The following is a 15,409-nucleotide window of genomic DNA, read 5'->3' as shown; positions in this document are numbered from 1 at the left end:
GGAAAAGAAAGTCATCCTTGACTCAATCCAGCCACTCTGAGGTATAATGAAAATTCAGCGTCACTTCGCTCCGACAGGTGGCCGGTTTCAATCAGAATCAGTGGCCAGATTCATCGGAATATGCAGATTCCATTAAAACAAGGATTGAAACTTATTTAAATAATTTTTCCAAAGACATATAAACCATGTTAGCGAAGAGATTCCATTAAAACAAGGATTGAAACTTAAATTCATCAAACATCATTCTTGCCCCTTTCACATGTTAGCGAAGAGATTCCATTAAAACAAGGATTGAAACTTTTAAATTTTTTAGGAGGCAAGAAAAATGTATAAAGTTAGCGAAGAGATTCCATTAAAACAAGGATTGAAACTGCTAATGGATTGGTTGTTCTTTTGTTTATTACATCGTTAGCGAAGAGATTCCATTAAAACAAGGATTGAAACATGAAAATCCCAAAAACTACATTTCCATATTCAATGTTAGCGAAGAGATTCCATTAAAACAAGGATTGAAACTCGTTGAGATTTGCTTTGGGATAATTTGTATCTTCTGGTTAGCGAAGAGATTCCATTAAAACAAGGATTGAAACAAAAAAGGAGGATAAATGCCAAGAAAAAGAATGATAGAGTTAGCGAAGAGATTCCATTAAAACAAGGATTGAAACTAATATTTCTTTGAAATCCTCTAAACTTCCTTCTATGTTAGCGAAGAGATTCCATTAAAACAAGGATTGAAACGTTTCTCTTTCTTGAAATGTCTGATCTCCTCTCTAATGTTAGCGAAGAGATTCCATTAAAACAAGGATTGAAACCCATTTCCAAAAGAAAATTGATGGTAATAAGCCAGGTTAGCGAAGAGATTCCATTAAAACAAGGATTGAAACTATGCTTCAATCAGGATATTTTGAATGTCCTCACCTAGTTAGCGAAGAGATTCCATTAAAACAAGGATTGAAACAGATTATCTTTTGGAAGGGAAGGAATGAATATAAAAGTTAGCGAAGAGATTCCATTAAAACAAGGATTGAAACTGCCCCTCTATAAACGAGGAAAATACTGGCACTATAAGTTAGCGAAGAGATTCCATTAAAACAAGGATTGAAACTTAATGCTATAAAATTTCTATATAGTGCGGTCCCAAGTTAGCGAAGAGATTCCATTAAAACAAGGATTGAAACTGCAAGAATTACTGAGGATTCTCTTTACGAATTTCTGTTAGCGAAGAGATTCCATTAAAACAAGGATTGAAACGGTACTGAATTTGAAGGAGAAAAATCAAAAAATATGTTAGCGAAGAGATTCCATTAAAACAAGGATTGAAACTAAGAATAGCTGGCTTTTTGCAATAGCTTCCTATAAGTTAGCGAAGAGATTCCATTAAAACAAGGATTGAAACCGAGGTAGAACTTACTAATTCGGAATTGATTGAGAAGTTAGCGAAGAGATTCCATTAAAACAAGGATTGAAACAATAATTGTCCCCACTGTTCCAATTGCACCAGTATGTTAGCGAAGAGATTCCATTAAAACAAGGATTGAAACAAGCAATTGGATCTTTCAAAATTTACTCAAACTCTTGTTAGCGAAGAGATTCCATTAAAACAAGGATTGAAACACTATCTGATATTTCGAACTTTCCATTGCTCTCAAAGTGTTAGCGAAGAGATTCCATTAAAACAAGGATTGAAACTTTTGGGGCTGATTATCGGGATCTCGAAATGGATGGAGTTAGCGAAGAGATTCCATTAAAACAAGGATTGAAACTCAATTTTGAGGCATTGCTTTCATGGTCCTTATAGGTTAGCGAAGAGATTCCATTAAAACAAGGATTGAAACACTTAAAAAGGAGGATAAATGCCAAGAAAAAGAATAGTTAGCGAAGAGATTCCATTAAAACAAGGATTGAAACCTATTGTCAGGAAAAGGAGAGAAAAGGGTTTTTCAGTTAGCGAAGAGATTCCATTAAAACAAGGATTGAAACAGACTTTTAAGATAATCTAAATCTTCCAATAATTGGGTTAGCGAAGAGATTCCATTAAAACAAGGATTGAAACTTAAATTTTTTCCCAAGATTAGGAGGAATTTGTTTTGTTAGCGAAGAGATTCCATTAAAACAAGGATTGAAACAATCTTCTATAAATCCCAGATATCCGCCATATGAAGGTTAGCGAAGAGATTCCATTAAAACAAGGATTGAAACATTTATCTTTCTTCCATTTTTCTACCGCCCAACATATGGTTAGCGAAGAGATTCCATTAAAACAAGGATTGAAACAAATGTATAATCAAATGCAAGCTGTCCAACCGATTCTGTTAGCGAAGAGATTCCATTAAAACAAGGATTGAAACTGGAAATGTCTCCGAATCCGGGAAGGGTGCGATTGGTTAGCGAAGAGATTCCATTAAAACAAGGATTGAAACAATACATCAATTCATAAAGGAGCGCAAGAATTTGTAGTTAGCGAAGAGATTCCATTAAAACAAGGATTGAAACCTCTTCTTGAAAACAAGTCAAAAGCTCAAATAAAAACTGTTAGCGAAGAGATTCCATTAAAACAAGGATTGAAACTTCTCCTTCTTGGGGAAGAGTCTCGCATGGATGATGTGTTAGCGAAGAGATTCCATTAAAACAAGGATTGAAACAGATTTTCTATCTCTTGAACTTGAGAAGAATCTGCCGTTAGCGAAGAGATTCCATTAAAACAAGGATTGAAACCCTGTTTAGGCTCGGTAGTAAGAGGGGAATACGATGTTAGCGAAGAGATTCCATTAAAACAAGGATTGAAACATTGCCAAACCTATATCCTTTTTATTAGTCATTCTAGTTAGCGAAGAGATTCCATTAAAACAAGGATTGAAACTGGAAATGTCTCCGAATCCGGGAAGGGTGCGATTGAAGTTAGCGAAGAGATTCCATTAAAACAAGGATTGAAACATGCAAAGAAAGTTTCTAATGAACGAGGCTATAAAGTTAGCGAAGAGATTCCATTAAAACAAGGATTGAAACGAGGAACCTTCATTGTGATAAAATCTCTTATTTTCCGTTAGCGAAGAGATTCCATTAAAACAAGGATTGAAACATTTCAAGGGGATAAACCTCTCCATTCTTCTCGATCGTTAGCGAAGAGATTCCATTAAAACAAGGATTGAAACCATAATAGGTATTATCTGACCCTATTCATTACCTGGTTAGCGAAGAGATTCCATTAAAACAAGGATTGAAACACCATTTTTAAATTTTCGGGATTAGAATCATTAATGTTAGCGAAGAGATTCCATTAAAACAAGGATTGAAACAGAAATTAAGAAAGGAGGATATATGGAAGAAATAAGTTAGCGAAGGGATTCCATTAAAACAAGGATTGAAACTAATAAAGTTTACAGTGGTAATCGGTATCTTCAAAGGTTAGCGAAGAGATTCCATTAAAACAAGGATTGAAACAAACATGTGTGAGTGTCATTTCTCGCATGAACTTGGGTCAGCGAGAAGATTCCATTAAAACAAGGATTGAAACTATTATAGTTGAAATGAAAAGAAAGGAGGAGAAAATGGTCAGCGAGAAGATTCCATTAAAACAAGGATTGAAACTTGACAAGATCGTCTAATATCATGATGTCATAGTGGTTAGCGAAGAGATTCCATTAAAACAAGGATTGAAACACAAGAATATCAAATGAATCTTCATGTTTAAAGACAGTTAGCGAAGAGATTCCATTAAAACAAGGATTGAAACGTTGGGGATTTGGTCATATGAGCGGCTTTATGTTCTTCGGACCAATCTTTATGGTGCTGGTATTAGTGTTAGCAGTTTGGTTAATTGTGTCTTTGACTCAAAAAAGGTGAAGGAGTTGAAAAAATGAAAATAGAAGATTTTGCATACATCGTTGAAACGAAAAAAAGATTTGACGAAGCAGTTATTTCTGTAAGAAAAGCTGTAGAAAATAAAGGTTGGGCAATATTCCAGGTGTACGATTATAAAGAGATATTAGCAGTAAAGGGATTCAAACAAAAGCCATTAAAGATTATTGAAATTTGTTCAGGGAAGCATGCCAATAATTTCTTGAACAAAAATAGATTAGTCTCACTTTGTATGCCATGCAAAATAAATGTGTTGGAAGATAACGGAGAGGTGAAGATCATCGCAATGAATCCAGCAATTATATCTCAGTTCTTTCCAGAGGTGAACAAAAAAGAAGCTGAGGAAGCAGGGAAAGACATAAAGGAAATAGTTGACAATGCAAAGTGAGAAGATGCGAAGCATTCAAAATTTAATTGGCGAACTCGTAAGTGGGTATGTGCAAAGCAAAGATGATGAAGAATATCTGAGAGAAAAAATACAGGAAATTTTGGAATTTATACTTCCCAATATCGCAGCTATTCTCAAAGATAAAAAAAGAAACCACCTGAATTGTGGAACTCTATAAAGGAAGATGAAGAAATTAAGGATTTGTTTAGAAAAAGTCTCGAAAAAATACAAAGGCCGATTGTAATTTATGTCGCAAGCAAATTTGAAAATAACCAATATTTCGGAACAAGAATAATAGACGAGGCTTTAAAATGGGAGTAAAGGTTTTGGATTTTACAGGAAAGTGGTGTTCAACCTGCATTGTTCTAGACAGGATAATAGAATCTGAAGTTATTCCCAAATATAAAAACAAAGTGAAATTTGTTAAAATTGATGTTGATGAGAATGAAAATTTAACAAAGAAGTATGATATCCTTTCCATACCAACTTTAATTCTCTTAAAAGATGGTAAAGAAATCTGGAGAAAAAGCGGTTTCATGTCTAAAAACGAAGTGATAAAAGAGTTGGAAAAGGCGATAAAATGAACGATGAACTAGAGATTATAAGAAAAAAGAAAATTGCTGAAATGCTTAATAGAATGAATAAGCAAAAATTAAAATTTACACAACATCCTCCTGTCCATATTGCCATATGGCCAAAGATTTTCTGAAACAGAGAGATGTGAAATTTGAAGAGGTAGGTGTCGAATTCAATCAAAAAGCCGCTCACGAAATGGTTGAAAAATCAGGGCAGATGGGGGTTCCTGTTATCGACATAAACGGAACGATTATTGTTGGTTTCAACAAGGAAGCAATTCTGAAGGCATTGAAATGAACGATAAAAAATTATGTGAGATTATTTCAAGAAAATTAAATGGTGTGGTCAACATTCTTGATATTGGTTGTGGAGATGGTTTCCTGGTTAGCTGTTTAGCTAAGAAACTGAACAGGAAGATTGTAGGTCTTGACATTTCAACAGAAGGATTTACAAAAGCACATGATCGATGTAAAAAATTTGATGTGTGCAACTTAATTGAGTGTATCAAGGGAGATGCTCGTAACATGAAGATATTCAAGAACAGTGAATTTGATGGTATAACCTTAGTTTATACATTGCATCACATGAACAAACCCGAAATTGTGCTAAAAGAAGCAAAGCGTGTTTTGAAGCCTGATGGAAGGGTTATAATTGTGGAATACATCATCAAAAAGAGAAAGAGTAAATGCCACAAATTTGTAAAAGAGCAAATTCACAATCTGATAGAAAACCTTGGATTTAGAGATACAATTATTCAAAAATTAGAGGAGGATCTTATTCTGATTACAAGCAAAAATAAGGTGTGAACATGATGAATGATAAAGAAATCAAAAAAATTTTAAGAGAATCCAAAACAATAGCAGTGGTTGGATGTTCGAGAGACCTGGAAAAGGATGCGCACAAAGTTCCAAAATATCTTAAAGAGCATGGTTATAAAATTATTCCTGTGAATCCATTCGCAGATGAGATTTTAGGGGAAAAGACCTGCAAAATTCTTTCTGAAATTGAAGAACCTGTTGATATGGTAGACATTTTCAGACCGAGTGAAGAATGTTTACAAATAGCGAAAGAGGCTATTAAGATAAAACCCAGAGTGGTCTGGATGCAAGTTGGTATAAGAAACGAAGAAGCCGCAAAATTAGCAGAGAGAAATGGAATTAAAGTTGTTATGGACAAATGCATTATGATTGAACATAAACGGTTAATCAAATAACGATCTTCACATCAAGATCTTATCATTGTCAAAATCATCTTGAATTTTTTTACTGCTTTTAAAACATATGGCTTGTTGGCAGGGATTACAACAATTTCACCTTTCTTCAGGCGAAAATGCTTTTTAGAGATGACAATTTCTGCCTCGCCATCAAGGATGTGAACCAAGGCCTCAAATGGTGCTTTATGCTCGCTCAATCCCTGCCCTTTATCAAAGGCGGGCTTGGACATTTCACTTAACATCTTTTATGCGGACTTTTTAATCACTAATGCCTGAAGATCCTTATACCAGTGAATGCCATGGAAATCCCAAATTTGTTTGCTGCCTCTATGACTTCTTTGTCTTTTATCGACCCACCTGGTTGGACAATATATTTTATCCCTGCTTTCCCTGCCTCTTCTACAGCGTCAGGGAACGGGAAGAATGCGTCAGAAACCAGGACACATTCTGATAAAACTTTTTCAAAGAATTCCTCTTTCTCCATTTTTAGGTTTTTCCTTTTCGTACACTAAATCAAGATTCTCTTTAACTTTTGGGACAGCCAATTTTTTCAGCGCATCGACCCTGTTGGGTTGGCCGCAGCCCATACCCAAGAGCATATAAAAGGTTAGCGAAGAGATTCCATTAAAACAAGGATTGAAACGAAAAATTTTATCTCCGATTCTATATGGAATTTTTTTTAGCGAAGAGATTCCATTAAAACAAAGATATGAGCTGTGAAGAGTAAAGGGTGTAAAGAGTGAAGAGAAAAGAGAAAAAAAATATTGATTGAAAAGGAAGATTTCAAACCAAAGCAATCCTTTGAAGATCAAAAGTTTCCTTGCTTTTTTTATTTAATCATGCTAAAAAATTAAACAAATTGCATATAAAAATGAAGGAAGGGATTATATTAATGAAAATGTATTTAATTTTAGTGCATTTCTACCCCCTCACCCTTCCCTCTCCCCTAAGGGGAGAGGATTAAAGCCTGCCCCAAACCTTGCCCTGAACTTGTTTCATGGGTTGATGCGGGAGTGAAGGGCAAAAAATAGAATGTAACAAATATTTATACGTTTGTAATAAATCCAAAAAAATATGTATCTTTATAAATGATAAGATAGTTGAGGGTAAAAGAAATGGAGAAGAAAAAACTAAATATCCCTATTATCCATATTATTGGTTTACCTGGTGCAGGAAAGACCACACTCGGAGAAAAACTATCAAATAAGTTTAAAATTCCTATCTATCGGATAGGAGAATACCGTTCTAAATTCCCAGTATCAATTATCGGAGAGGCGGATGCATGGTTAGCTTTGTTTCAGAATTTATCAAGAAAAAAATGGAAAAATTGTATTCTTGAAACTACTGGATTGAATTGCAGAGAATCATTCTTAAAGGCAGCTTTTCCGTTTTCTCAAATTGTAAAAATAAAATTGGAAGCCCGAAAAAGCGTTCTTTATACAAGACTCAGAAAGAAAAAGAAAAACGAGCAGGGCGGTAAGTGGCTATTCAGCACAGAATATCGTGATAAATTTGAATTTGTGAAAAAGTTATTCAAAGAGTTCGAGAAGATACATGCAGATATCAAGATTAACACCAATGAACTTAAACCAGCAGAAGTATATAAAATTGCTTTAGAAGAATTAAAAAAATTAATGATAGTTTAGAAGAGGGAGGAAAAATGAAAATTGAAGAATTTGCTCACATTTATTCATATCTAAATTCTTTCCAGAGATAGATAAAAGAGAGGTTGAGAAAGAGGAAAAAGACCTGAAGGAAATCATTGATAATGCAAAATAAAAAATATGATGAATTGAAAATATAAGGCTAATTTTTTATAATTATGCTTAGAATAGATGGAAAAAGTTGAAATTAGAAAATGGGGAGACCCGATACTTCATCAAAGGTCCAATGAAATTTCAATAATTGATGGTAGAATAATTTCTCTCTCTCAAAAGATGATTGAAGCAATGCATGAAAATTCAGGAATAGGGCTTGCTGCACCTCAAATAGGAATAAGTGAAAGATTGATAGTTATAGATATATGGAATAAAGAAAAACCCGATGAAATAATTATTCTGGCAAATCCGGAATTGCTTGAAGCCAAAGGAGAATCTATTCTGGAAGAGGGGTGTCTTAGTGTTCCTGAGATAAAAGAAGAAGTAAAAAGACCCCAAAAAGTCCTCATAAAAGGAATCGGACTTGACGAAAAAGAAAAGATAATCGAAGCCACTGACATCCTCGCAAGGGTTTTTTGTCATGAGATTGACCATTTAAATGGAAAATTTTTTATCGATCACCTCTCCCTTCTTAAAAGACAGCTAATAAAAAGAAAATTAAGAAAAATTCTCAATCCGTCTGATTATTATCATAGAAAAAAATAATGAAATTGATTTTTTTTGGAAGTGACAATATTTCTGTGCCTTTTTTCCATATCCTCATCCATAAAGGTTATAAAATCGAACTTCTTATCACACAAACAGGGAAAAAAGCTGGAAGACACTTGAAAGAAGTCCAACCTCTTGTAAAAGAAATTGCTGATTCATTTAACATTCCTGTGCATCAAACAGAAAAATTAAAAGAAGATGAATTTGCTTACAATTTAATTAGAAAAATCGACCCCGACTTAGGAGCGATTGCTTCATTTGGACAAATTGTTCCCAAAAGGATAATTGACCTCCCAAAAAAGGGAATCATCAATCTCCATTTATCTTTACTTCCTAAATATCGAGGAGCAGCGCCCGTTCAGTGGGCTATTATTAAAGGAGAAAAGAAGACGGGGGTTACAGTATTTTTTATCAATGAAAACTTGGATGAAGGCGATATAATTTTACAGCAAGAAATTGAAATTCATGAATCAGAAAATGCTTATCAACTTGAAAATCACCTGATCGAGGTGGGAAAAAAACTTTTAATAGATGCCATTGACAAAATCGAGAAGGGAATTTTTACCACGATAAAACAGAACCATTCAGAAGCTACTTATGCTCCAAAATTAAAAAAGGAAGACGGAAATTTAAATTGGAATTTAACTTCCATAGAGATAGATAGATATGTAAGAGCATTAATTGAGTGGCCTGGAACTTATACTTATTTTAGAAAAAAAATGTTAAAAATCTCAAGAGGAATACCTGAAAAAATCGTTTTTAATAACTCACCAGGAACCATATCAAAAATAGATAAAAATGGAATCTATGTTTCCTGTGGACTAAATACAACTTATATTTTGACTGAAGTTCAGCTGGAAGGAAAGAAAAAAATAGATGCCTATTCTTTCTCTCTGGGAGCTCGAATTACTCCAGGAGAGGTATTTTCTCAGAGTTTGTAATTTTTTTTAAAATTCAATCTATCCAGATATCTTCAAGAATAAAATTGATGGGATTTTGAGGTTTATTATGCTTTCTAACTTCATAATGAAGATGAGCTCCTGTGCTTTTCCCTGTACTTCCCACATAGCCGATAACATCGTATCTTTTTACTCTCTTTCCCTCTTTTACAATTGATTTTGATAAATGGGCATAAATCGTTGTATACCCAAATCCATGGTCTAAAATGATAATATTTCCATATCCAAGTCTGTATTCAGAAACAAGGACAAGCCCATCAGCTGGAGCAATCACATTATTCCCTATCTGAGTTGAAATATCTATTCCAGGATGAAAATCTCTCTTCCCGGTAAATGGGTCTGTTCTCATTCCAAAAACTGCAGTTATGTACCCTCTTGTTGGCCAAATTGAAGGAGTAGAAGCTAATAAAAGGGCCTGGTCTTTAAAATATTTATATAATAATTTTAAGTTTCCTTCGATTTGCATTGCCTGGTCTTTTAGAGAAATCGCTTTCTCCAAAATTATGCTCTGAGTTTGAGCAGTTTCTTCTACACTTGTCTTAGGGCTTTTTCCGGAATCGTATCCCCCACCTCCAATTCCTCCCACCTCTCTTAGAGCATACGGAGATTCTAAGCCAGCTATCCCATTCAGTTTTTCCGCATATGTTTTAAAAAACTTTATCTCTTTATTCAAAAGTTCTATTGTTGAACCCAGTTCAGAAATTGTTTTCTTTTGTGTTAAATTTTCATTTCGCAATTTTTGAATTTCCCTTTTTTCAAAACGAACTAATGTCCAGTCTACGATAATATAAGAAATAAAAATAAATACTATGGATAAAAAGGATAAGATAACTTTTAAAAATTTTGATGAAAAAGTAAATTTTTTAAATTTCCCTTTTGCTTGAGGAATGAACATAAATGTGTAAAATTTCTTCCTCATCATAAACTCCTGTGAAAATTTACTCAAAGCTTTTAACACAATTTTATTTTACATGTCAAGAATTTTTTTTGTAGGGGGGAAGAAAAATTTTAACTTTTGTGCCGATTCCTTTTTTACTTTCAATTTCTATTCTCCCTCCATGTTCCTCTACGTACTTCTTTGCAATAGGAAGTCCAAGACCAGTTCCCAAATCTTTTGTAGAAAAGTATGGTTCAAAAATGCGAGATAAATAATCTTCAGGAATCCCCTTTCCATTATCTTTTATTTCAATGATCAAGCTCTGTTCATCTGCTTTTATCTTTATAGCTATTTTCCCATCTCTTTCTATCGCCTGAATTGAATTAATTAGTAAATTTCTGAATGCAGTTTCAATTTTCTTTCTATCTATCATTATGTCTGGAACTTCCTCAAAATCTGTTTCAAATTTTATCTTTTCTGAAAGCAGTAATCTATAAGGTTCAATCATTTTTGAGATAAGAAGTTTTACATCTGTCAGTTCTAAATTCAATGGCTTTTCCTGAGAATACGTCAAAAATTCCTGAGAAATTTCTCTTAATCTTTCAACTTCTTTAATTATATAATTTACGGATTTCTCCACGACCTCTCCAAGAGCATCTAAATCCTCCCTATCTTTACAAGCCTTCAAAATATGTTCAGCAGATAACCTGATGGGTGTAAGGGGATTCTTTATTTCATGAGCAGCTTTTCTGGCCATTTCAGCCCATGCAGCTTTTTTACTCATCTCAGAAATTTCTTCCTGCTTTCTTTTCAAATCCATCACCATTGAATTGAATCCATCGATAAGACTTTTTATTTCATCCCTTGATTTTGTTTTTATCCTTACCTCAAGATTCCCTCTACCAACTTCTTTAATGCCTAATAAAAGGATTAAAATCGGCTTAATTATAATCTTTCTGAAATAGTTCACAATAATAAAAGATACAACCAGAATAAGAGTCGAGATGAATGAAATGAATTCTAAAAAATTAGTGGAAGCCATCTTAACTTCGCCAATTTCAAAAACAAGAGGAAGAGATAATACATATTCCTCACTCTGGTAAGAAATCATAGAAGATACTGTAAAATAAAAAAGACTTCCTATTTTTTCTTTTTTAAAGAAAAACGGGGTTTTTGAATAATACAAATTTTGATAAATTTCTCCATCAATTCTCTCGGGGAGAATCCCTGTTGAAAAAAGTTCGCTCCGTGAAGAAGCGAGTATTTTTCCCTTATAATAAAGATTGATGTCCCTTGAAATTAGTGAATTAATCCATAGAATTAAATCATTTGGAATTTCTTCTGTATCTTCCCTCTCGAGGGAAAGAAATTCATGAAAGATTCCCGATGCAGTGTTTAAATGACTGATTGCCCTCGTCCTGAACTGGTCAAGGAAAAGGCTCTCAAGATATTCCCTTGTAAAAATAGAAAACATCAAAAAAGGAAATATAGCAACGAGAACAAAGGCTAAATAAACTTTCTGAGAGAATGTTAAATTTTTATAGATTAATTTTTCTTTTCTTTTTTCAAATAAAAAAGAATATAGGCCAATTAGGATAACAGTAAATAATATAAAAATAAGGGTAAAACTCCAGAAATTTAAAAAATAAGATTTAATTGATTCTATCGGATAAAAAATCGAATAAATTCGATTTTCTCCGCTGAAAAATACAGCATGATAAAATACATTTGAATCGGAAAAAGAACTCCATACAGGTTGCTCATCTCTAATCCTTTGAATTAAGTTTTCTGTCAGATTGAAATTAATTCTTTCAGGATTGTATAAAATAATTCCGTTTTTATCATAAACTGCAATCCCGAAATCTTTTCTGGTATAAAAAGTCGGAAAGAAAGATTCTGCGCGAAGAATTCTGAAATAGATATTCTCTGAATAAAGAATCGGAATTGTATCAAAATCAATGGAAAGATAAAAAATTACCCTTCCAATAGTTCTTTCTTTTTCGTTAATCCCTTTGAATCCCACAAGAATAGCCCTCGATTTATTAAAAAATTTAAGGTCCATTTCTCTTGAAATCCATGATTCACCTATATTATCAACAATCCTTCCGGAAGAAAGATATGGAAGGTTCAATGAAAATCTTGATAGAACATTTCCTCTATCATCTACTATTTCTAATGCAGAAGGCCAATTAAGTTTGGAAGCAGTGGTTTTTGACCATAAACTTTTTGCATATTCTTCATCTCTAAAACTTAAAATATTATTTTTAATTTCATTTTCTTTTTTGTTGATATCCGTTAAGGATTCTTCTAATATAAATTCTCCCCAGTTCTTTTGATTTAAAATTAGTGGAATGATTGTATTCTCCAAAAAAACTCTATTAGATTTATTTAGATAATGATCCATTGAGAAGAAAAGAAATATAGAAATAATAGCGATTGAAATAACTAAAAAATATTTTTTCTTGACCCATTCCAAATTAAATGAGGCAATTCCTATCATAAAATAAATTGCAATTGAAGGAATTAATGGAAGAGAAACTCCAATTTTCTTCAATGGATAATAAAGAACAAAAATCAGAATAAACCATAAAACTAAATTTATTGAGAGAGAACGAACAAATTTCTTTATCAGCAGAAATATAAAAGCTGAAACGAATATAAAAGAGAAAAAAATTAAAAATATACCAAGTTCAACTAAAATTTTAGATGGATTTAAGGATAAATAAAAAAAATCAAAGTGAGAATTGAAAAATACTTTTTCTAAAAATTTTTGAAAGATAATTAAAAGAAAAACAATCACTAAAGAGAGGAGAATGCCAGAAATAACAGAAAAAAATCTATTCAGAGAATAAACTCTTTCCGAAAGGAGATGTTCCTTTAAAAAGTAAAAAATAATCATGGCAGTTAAGAAGAAAATCAAAGAGGAAAAAAATACATCAAAGGGCGATTTTAGAAGTCCCAATGGAAAATACATTGAAATATCCTGTGAATTAAAAATAATAAAGGAGTTTCTGATTATCCTTAAGTTTAATACAGAAAGGAATTGAAACCTGATCAGCCATAATAAAACTATTAAAAATATCCCCCATAGATATTTTCTATTTCCTTTCAAGACCTTTCTCAGCAAAAAAACTGCAAGAATCGAAAATGATAAAAATAAAAATAGATTAGAAATTAAGGCAATTTTTTCTTTCGTTTGACTGAAAATGAACTGAGAACTGAATGAATTTAAGCCCAATATTGAAAAAATCTCTCCCCTTTCTGATCTTAACGGGAAAATCAATGAGATAGTTTCATCAGATAATTTTGATACATATTCATCCTTCTTTGATATAAAAAATCTATTTATATCGTTTTTATCTTCCCTGTAGTCTAAATATTGAACTTTATAATCTACATTAGAGAATTTCTCAAGAAAATCATACTCTTTTAAGTAGAGACTCTTTATTGAGGGAAGAAATGCTATCTGTCTGAAATAAGCATAATGGTAATTAGAATCTTTCTTAAGTTTTCTAATGGATACTATGAATATAGAAGAGCCTTCTTTACTTAAATGTTCTGACTCAGATCTATTAAATACAAGACTCTCATCAAGTTCACATATCTTGCCATACCACAAAACCATTTTGTTCTGGCTATCAAAAATTGAAATTCCTTCTTTGTATTCATCAAATTTTAAATCTTTTAATACATTGATTATCCTTTCCCTATTTATATTGCTTCCATCGAAAATCTCTTTTGAGGATAAAATTCTGGATATATATTTAGATCGCAAAGAAATATCTTCTTTAATCCTACTGAACTCTTTCTCAATTTCTTTTTTCTTCTCTCTCAGAAAGCTTATTTTTCCTTCTTTATAAGCTTCGCTTTTTTTCTTCGAAATTGAATCATTCAGCAAAGTTAAAATTATTGCTAAAATTATGAAAAATACAACAAAAAATAATGATTTCTTATTCATTTAAAACTCTTTTGATTTAATTTCTATTATCTTCCAATTATTCTGTATTTTTTTCAAAGAAATCAAAATAACGCTCATATAATTTTTTCTGGATGTTCTATTAAAAAAATTCCATTCAGTTTTTAAAATAACGAAGTCCTTTTTCTCTTTTATTGTATTCCCTCCCCTTACTCTAATTGAAACAGTTTTATAATCTTTAAAAATCCAGTCAAAAGTGTAAATAGTCTGATCCTTTGAAAGATAACCTGTTAAGGAAAAAGGCTTTGGAAGAAAAACAAAAATTTCTCTATCATCCGGGAAGAATTTTTTTAATTTAGCTAAATCTCCATGATAGAATGAATTTTCAATCTCATTGATTGACGAAGAGAGAATGGAAAAAATAATTAATATAGATATCACTGAATTCAATATTTAATTATAGTAAACACATCATATTCATTTAGCTTTTCCCTTCCATTTAGAAATTCCAGTTCGACGAGAAAACCAGCTCCGACAATTATCCCACCCATTTTTTCGATAAGCTTTATAACAGCCTGGGCTGAACCACCTGTTGCTATTAAATCATCTATAAGAACAACCCTCTCACCTGGAATGACCGCATCTTTATGAATCTCAAGGGTATCTTCGCCATACTCAAGTTGATATGTCATTCTTTCTACTGTTGCTGGAAGTTTTCCTGGCTTTCTCACCGGAATAAAGCCAGCATTAAGCTGATATGCTACAACTGAAGCGAATATAAATCCTCTTGATTCAATCCCAACTACTTTATCTATATCTTTTCCTCGATAATAATCAACCATCATATCCACTGCTGATTTAAATGCTTTTCTGTCCTTTAAAAGTGTTGTAATATCTTTAAAAATTATTCCTTTTTTAGGAAAATCTGGCACATCTCTAATTATTTTTTTCAACTCTTCTGCATTCATCAAATCCTCCATAAAGATTTATACAACAAATAATAATTTTAGAGAAGTGGTTGGAGTTATTAAACGCAGTGCGAACCTATTTTGAAACATCAATAACAAAGACTTAATCCTTCCGATTCGGCTTTTGTCTGCCTTCCTGCCTGCTCGGCAGGAAGGCATCCTTGCGTCCTCGACCTCGCAAAAAATCTTTTTTTATTAAGAGTGCGCCGAACAAAATTTTTTAAAAAGGAATTATTTTTTGCTCGGTCTCGTCCGCCTCTGCCCTTAACCAAAGAAGCAAATGCTTCT

At 32.6% G+C, this 15,409-nt stretch carries 16 protein-coding genes, 1 pseudogene and 1 CRISPR repeat array; of the genes and pseudogenes, 10 read left to right on the top strand and 7 right to left on the bottom strand.

Annotation, left to right across the window (positions count from 1 at the left end):
• Positions 1 to 114: 114 nt before the first annotated feature.
• Positions 115 to 3,733: direct repeats of the CRISPR family, unit length 37 nt; unit sequence GTTAGCGAAGAGATTCCATTAAAACAAGGATTGAAAC.
• 123 nt (positions 3,734 to 3,856) lie between these two features.
• The 7 genes from AB1410_00715 to AB1410_00685 all read left to right on the top strand — a co-directional run bounded on the left by AB1410_00715 (position 3,857) and on the right by AB1410_00685 (position 6,035).
• A complete protein-coding gene (locus AB1410_00715) occupies positions 3,857 to 4,246 on the top strand; it encodes a DUF302 domain-containing protein (protein MEW6455221.1) in 390 nt (129 codons plus the stop codon).
• On the top strand, positions 4,236 to 4,424 hold the full coding sequence (locus tag AB1410_00710; protein ID MEW6455220.1) for a hypothetical protein: 189 nt from the start codon (positions 4,236 to 4,238) through the stop codon (positions 4,422 to 4,424). The genes AB1410_00715 and AB1410_00710 overlap by 11 nt, the downstream gene beginning before the upstream one ends.
• A 133-nt stretch (positions 4,425 to 4,557) precedes the next feature.
• On the top strand, positions 4,558 to 4,830 hold the full coding sequence (locus AB1410_00705) for a thioredoxin family protein (protein MEW6455219.1): 273 nt from the start codon (positions 4,558 to 4,560) through the stop codon (positions 4,828 to 4,830).
• Positions 4,827 to 4,955 carry a hypothetical protein gene (locus tag AB1410_00700; GenBank protein MEW6455218.1) on the top strand — a complete coding sequence of 43 codons (129 nt, stop codon included), beginning with the start codon at positions 4,827 to 4,829 and terminating at the stop codon, positions 4,953 to 4,955. Before AB1410_00705 ends, AB1410_00700 begins: the two co-directional genes overlap by 4 nt.
• Positions 4,937 to 5,119 carry a glutaredoxin domain-containing protein gene (locus tag AB1410_00695; protein MEW6455217.1) on the top strand — a complete coding sequence of 61 codons (183 nt, stop codon included), beginning with the start codon at positions 4,937 to 4,939 and terminating at the stop codon, positions 5,117 to 5,119. The genes AB1410_00700 and AB1410_00695 overlap by 19 nt, the downstream gene beginning before the upstream one ends.
• Positions 5,116 to 5,628 (top strand): class I SAM-dependent methyltransferase, encoded by a 513-nt coding sequence (locus tag AB1410_00690; GenBank protein MEW6455216.1) that lies wholly within the window; start codon positions 5,116 to 5,118, stop codon positions 5,626 to 5,628. Before AB1410_00695 ends, AB1410_00690 begins: the two co-directional genes overlap by 4 nt.
• A gap of 2 nt (positions 5,629 to 5,630) precedes the next feature.
• The gene (locus tag AB1410_00685) at positions 5,631 to 6,035 is read left to right on the top strand and encodes a CoA-binding protein (protein MEW6455215.1); all 405 of its coding nucleotides are present in this window, start codon (positions 5,631 to 5,633) and stop codon (positions 6,033 to 6,035) included.
• 11 nt (positions 6,036 to 6,046) lie between these two features.
• Here AB1410_00685 and AB1410_00680 read toward each other — a convergent pair whose 3' ends face one another.
• A complete protein-coding gene (locus AB1410_00680; GenBank protein ID MEW6455214.1) occupies positions 6,047 to 6,265 on the bottom strand; it encodes a cupin domain-containing protein in 219 nt (72 codons plus the stop codon).
• A 35-nt stretch (positions 6,266 to 6,300) separates the two neighbouring features.
• Positions 6,301 to 6,477, bottom strand: a pseudogene (purH, locus tag AB1410_00675) (bifunctional phosphoribosylaminoimidazolecarboxamide formyltransferase/IMP cyclohydrolase).
• 673 nt (positions 6,478 to 7,150) lie between these two features.
• Between purH and AB1410_00670 the strand changes: the two are divergent.
• The 3 genes from AB1410_00670 (at position 7,151) to fmt (ending at position 9,342) form a co-directional block, all read left to right on the top strand.
• On the top strand, positions 7,151 to 7,681 hold the full coding sequence (locus AB1410_00670; protein ID MEW6455213.1) for an AAA family ATPase: 531 nt from the start codon (positions 7,151 to 7,153) through the stop codon (positions 7,679 to 7,681).
• Between the two features lie 189 nt (positions 7,682 to 7,870).
• Positions 7,871 to 8,398 carry a peptide deformylase gene (gene def / locus AB1410_00665; protein MEW6455212.1) on the top strand — a complete coding sequence of 176 codons (528 nt, stop codon included), beginning with the start codon at positions 7,871 to 7,873 and terminating at the stop codon, positions 8,396 to 8,398.
• The gene (fmt, locus tag AB1410_00660) at positions 8,398 to 9,342 is read left to right on the top strand and encodes a methionyl-tRNA formyltransferase (GenBank protein ID MEW6455211.1); all 945 of its coding nucleotides are present in this window, start codon (positions 8,398 to 8,400) and stop codon (positions 9,340 to 9,342) included. Before def ends, fmt begins: the two co-directional genes overlap by 1 nt.
• Positions 9,343 to 9,355: 13 nt before the next feature.
• Here the strand turns inward: fmt and AB1410_00655 are convergent, their stop codons facing one another.
• From AB1410_00655 to AB1410_00635, 5 genes are all read right to left on the bottom strand, one after another.
• On the bottom strand, positions 9,356 to 10,279 hold the full coding sequence (locus AB1410_00655) for a M23 family metallopeptidase (protein ID MEW6455210.1): 924 nt from the start codon (positions 10,277 to 10,279) through the stop codon (positions 9,356 to 9,358).
• A 55-nt stretch (positions 10,280 to 10,334) separates the two neighbouring features.
• On the bottom strand, positions 10,335 to 14,195 hold the full coding sequence (locus tag AB1410_00650; GenBank protein MEW6455209.1) for an ATP-binding protein: 3,861 nt from the start codon (positions 14,193 to 14,195) through the stop codon (positions 10,335 to 10,337).
• Complete coding sequence (locus AB1410_00645; GenBank protein ID MEW6455208.1) at positions 14,196 to 14,603, bottom strand: hypothetical protein; 408 nt, start codon at positions 14,601 to 14,603, stop codon at positions 14,196 to 14,198. It abuts the gene before it with no gap.
• A complete protein-coding gene (locus tag AB1410_00640) occupies positions 14,600 to 15,121 on the bottom strand; it encodes an adenine phosphoribosyltransferase (protein ID MEW6455207.1) in 522 nt (173 codons plus the stop codon). The genes AB1410_00645 and AB1410_00640 overlap by 4 nt, the downstream gene beginning before the upstream one ends.
• Before the next feature lie 89 nt (positions 15,122 to 15,210).
• Positions 15,211 to 15,409 (bottom strand): hypothetical protein (locus tag AB1410_00635; GenBank protein MEW6455206.1); only part of this gene is annotated, 199 nt, incomplete at its 5' end.

The organism is Acidobacteriota bacterium (assembly GCA_040756905.1).
GTDB lineage: Bacteria > Acidobacteriota > Aminicenantia > JBFLYD01 > JBFLYD01 > JBFLYD01.
The sequence above is the reverse complement of the archived record's forward strand: the minus strand, read 5'-3'. Positions and strand labels throughout refer to the sequence as shown.

Excerpts from the sequence above, each read along its gene's own strand:
- AB1410_00715 (MEW6455221.1), top strand. The coding sequence starts at position 3,857 with ATGAAAATAGAAGATTTTGCATACATCGTTGAAACGAAAAAAAGATTT.
- AB1410_00650 (MEW6455209.1), bottom strand. The coding sequence starts at position 14,195 with ATGAATAAGAAATCATTATTTTTTGTTGTATTTTTCATAATTTTAGCA.
- AB1410_00690 (MEW6455216.1), top strand. The coding sequence starts at position 5,116 with ATGAACGATAAAAAATTATGTGAGATTATTTCAAGAAAATTAAATGGT.
- AB1410_00670 (MEW6455213.1), top strand. The coding sequence starts at position 7,151 with ATGGAGAAGAAAAAACTAAATATCCCTATTATCCATATTATTGGTTTA.
- AB1410_00695 (MEW6455217.1), top strand. The coding sequence starts at position 4,937 with ATGGCCAAAGATTTTCTGAAACAGAGAGATGTGAAATTTGAAGAGGTA.
- AB1410_00705 (MEW6455219.1), top strand. The coding sequence starts at position 4,558 with ATGGGAGTAAAGGTTTTGGATTTTACAGGAAAGTGGTGTTCAACCTGC.
- AB1410_00685 (MEW6455215.1), top strand. The coding sequence starts at position 5,631 with ATGATGAATGATAAAGAAATCAAAAAAATTTTAAGAGAATCCAAAACA.
- def (MEW6455212.1), top strand. The coding sequence starts at position 7,871 with ATGGAAAAAGTTGAAATTAGAAAATGGGGAGACCCGATACTTCATCAA.
- AB1410_00680 (MEW6455214.1), bottom strand. The coding sequence starts at position 6,265 with ATGTCCAAGCCCGCCTTTGATAAAGGGCAGGGATTGAGCGAGCATAAA.
- AB1410_00700 (MEW6455218.1), top strand. The coding sequence starts at position 4,827 with ATGAACGATGAACTAGAGATTATAAGAAAAAAGAAAATTGCTGAAATG.
- AB1410_00640 (MEW6455207.1), bottom strand. The coding sequence starts at position 15,121 with ATGAATGCAGAAGAGTTGAAAAAAATAATTAGAGATGTGCCAGATTTT.
- AB1410_00710 (MEW6455220.1), top strand. The coding sequence starts at position 4,236 with ATGCAAAGTGAGAAGATGCGAAGCATTCAAAATTTAATTGGCGAACTC.
- AB1410_00655 (MEW6455210.1), bottom strand. The coding sequence starts at position 10,279 with ATGAGGAAGAAATTTTACACATTTATGTTCATTCCTCAAGCAAAAGGG.
- fmt (MEW6455211.1), top strand. The coding sequence starts at position 8,398 with ATGAAATTGATTTTTTTTGGAAGTGACAATATTTCTGTGCCTTTTTTC.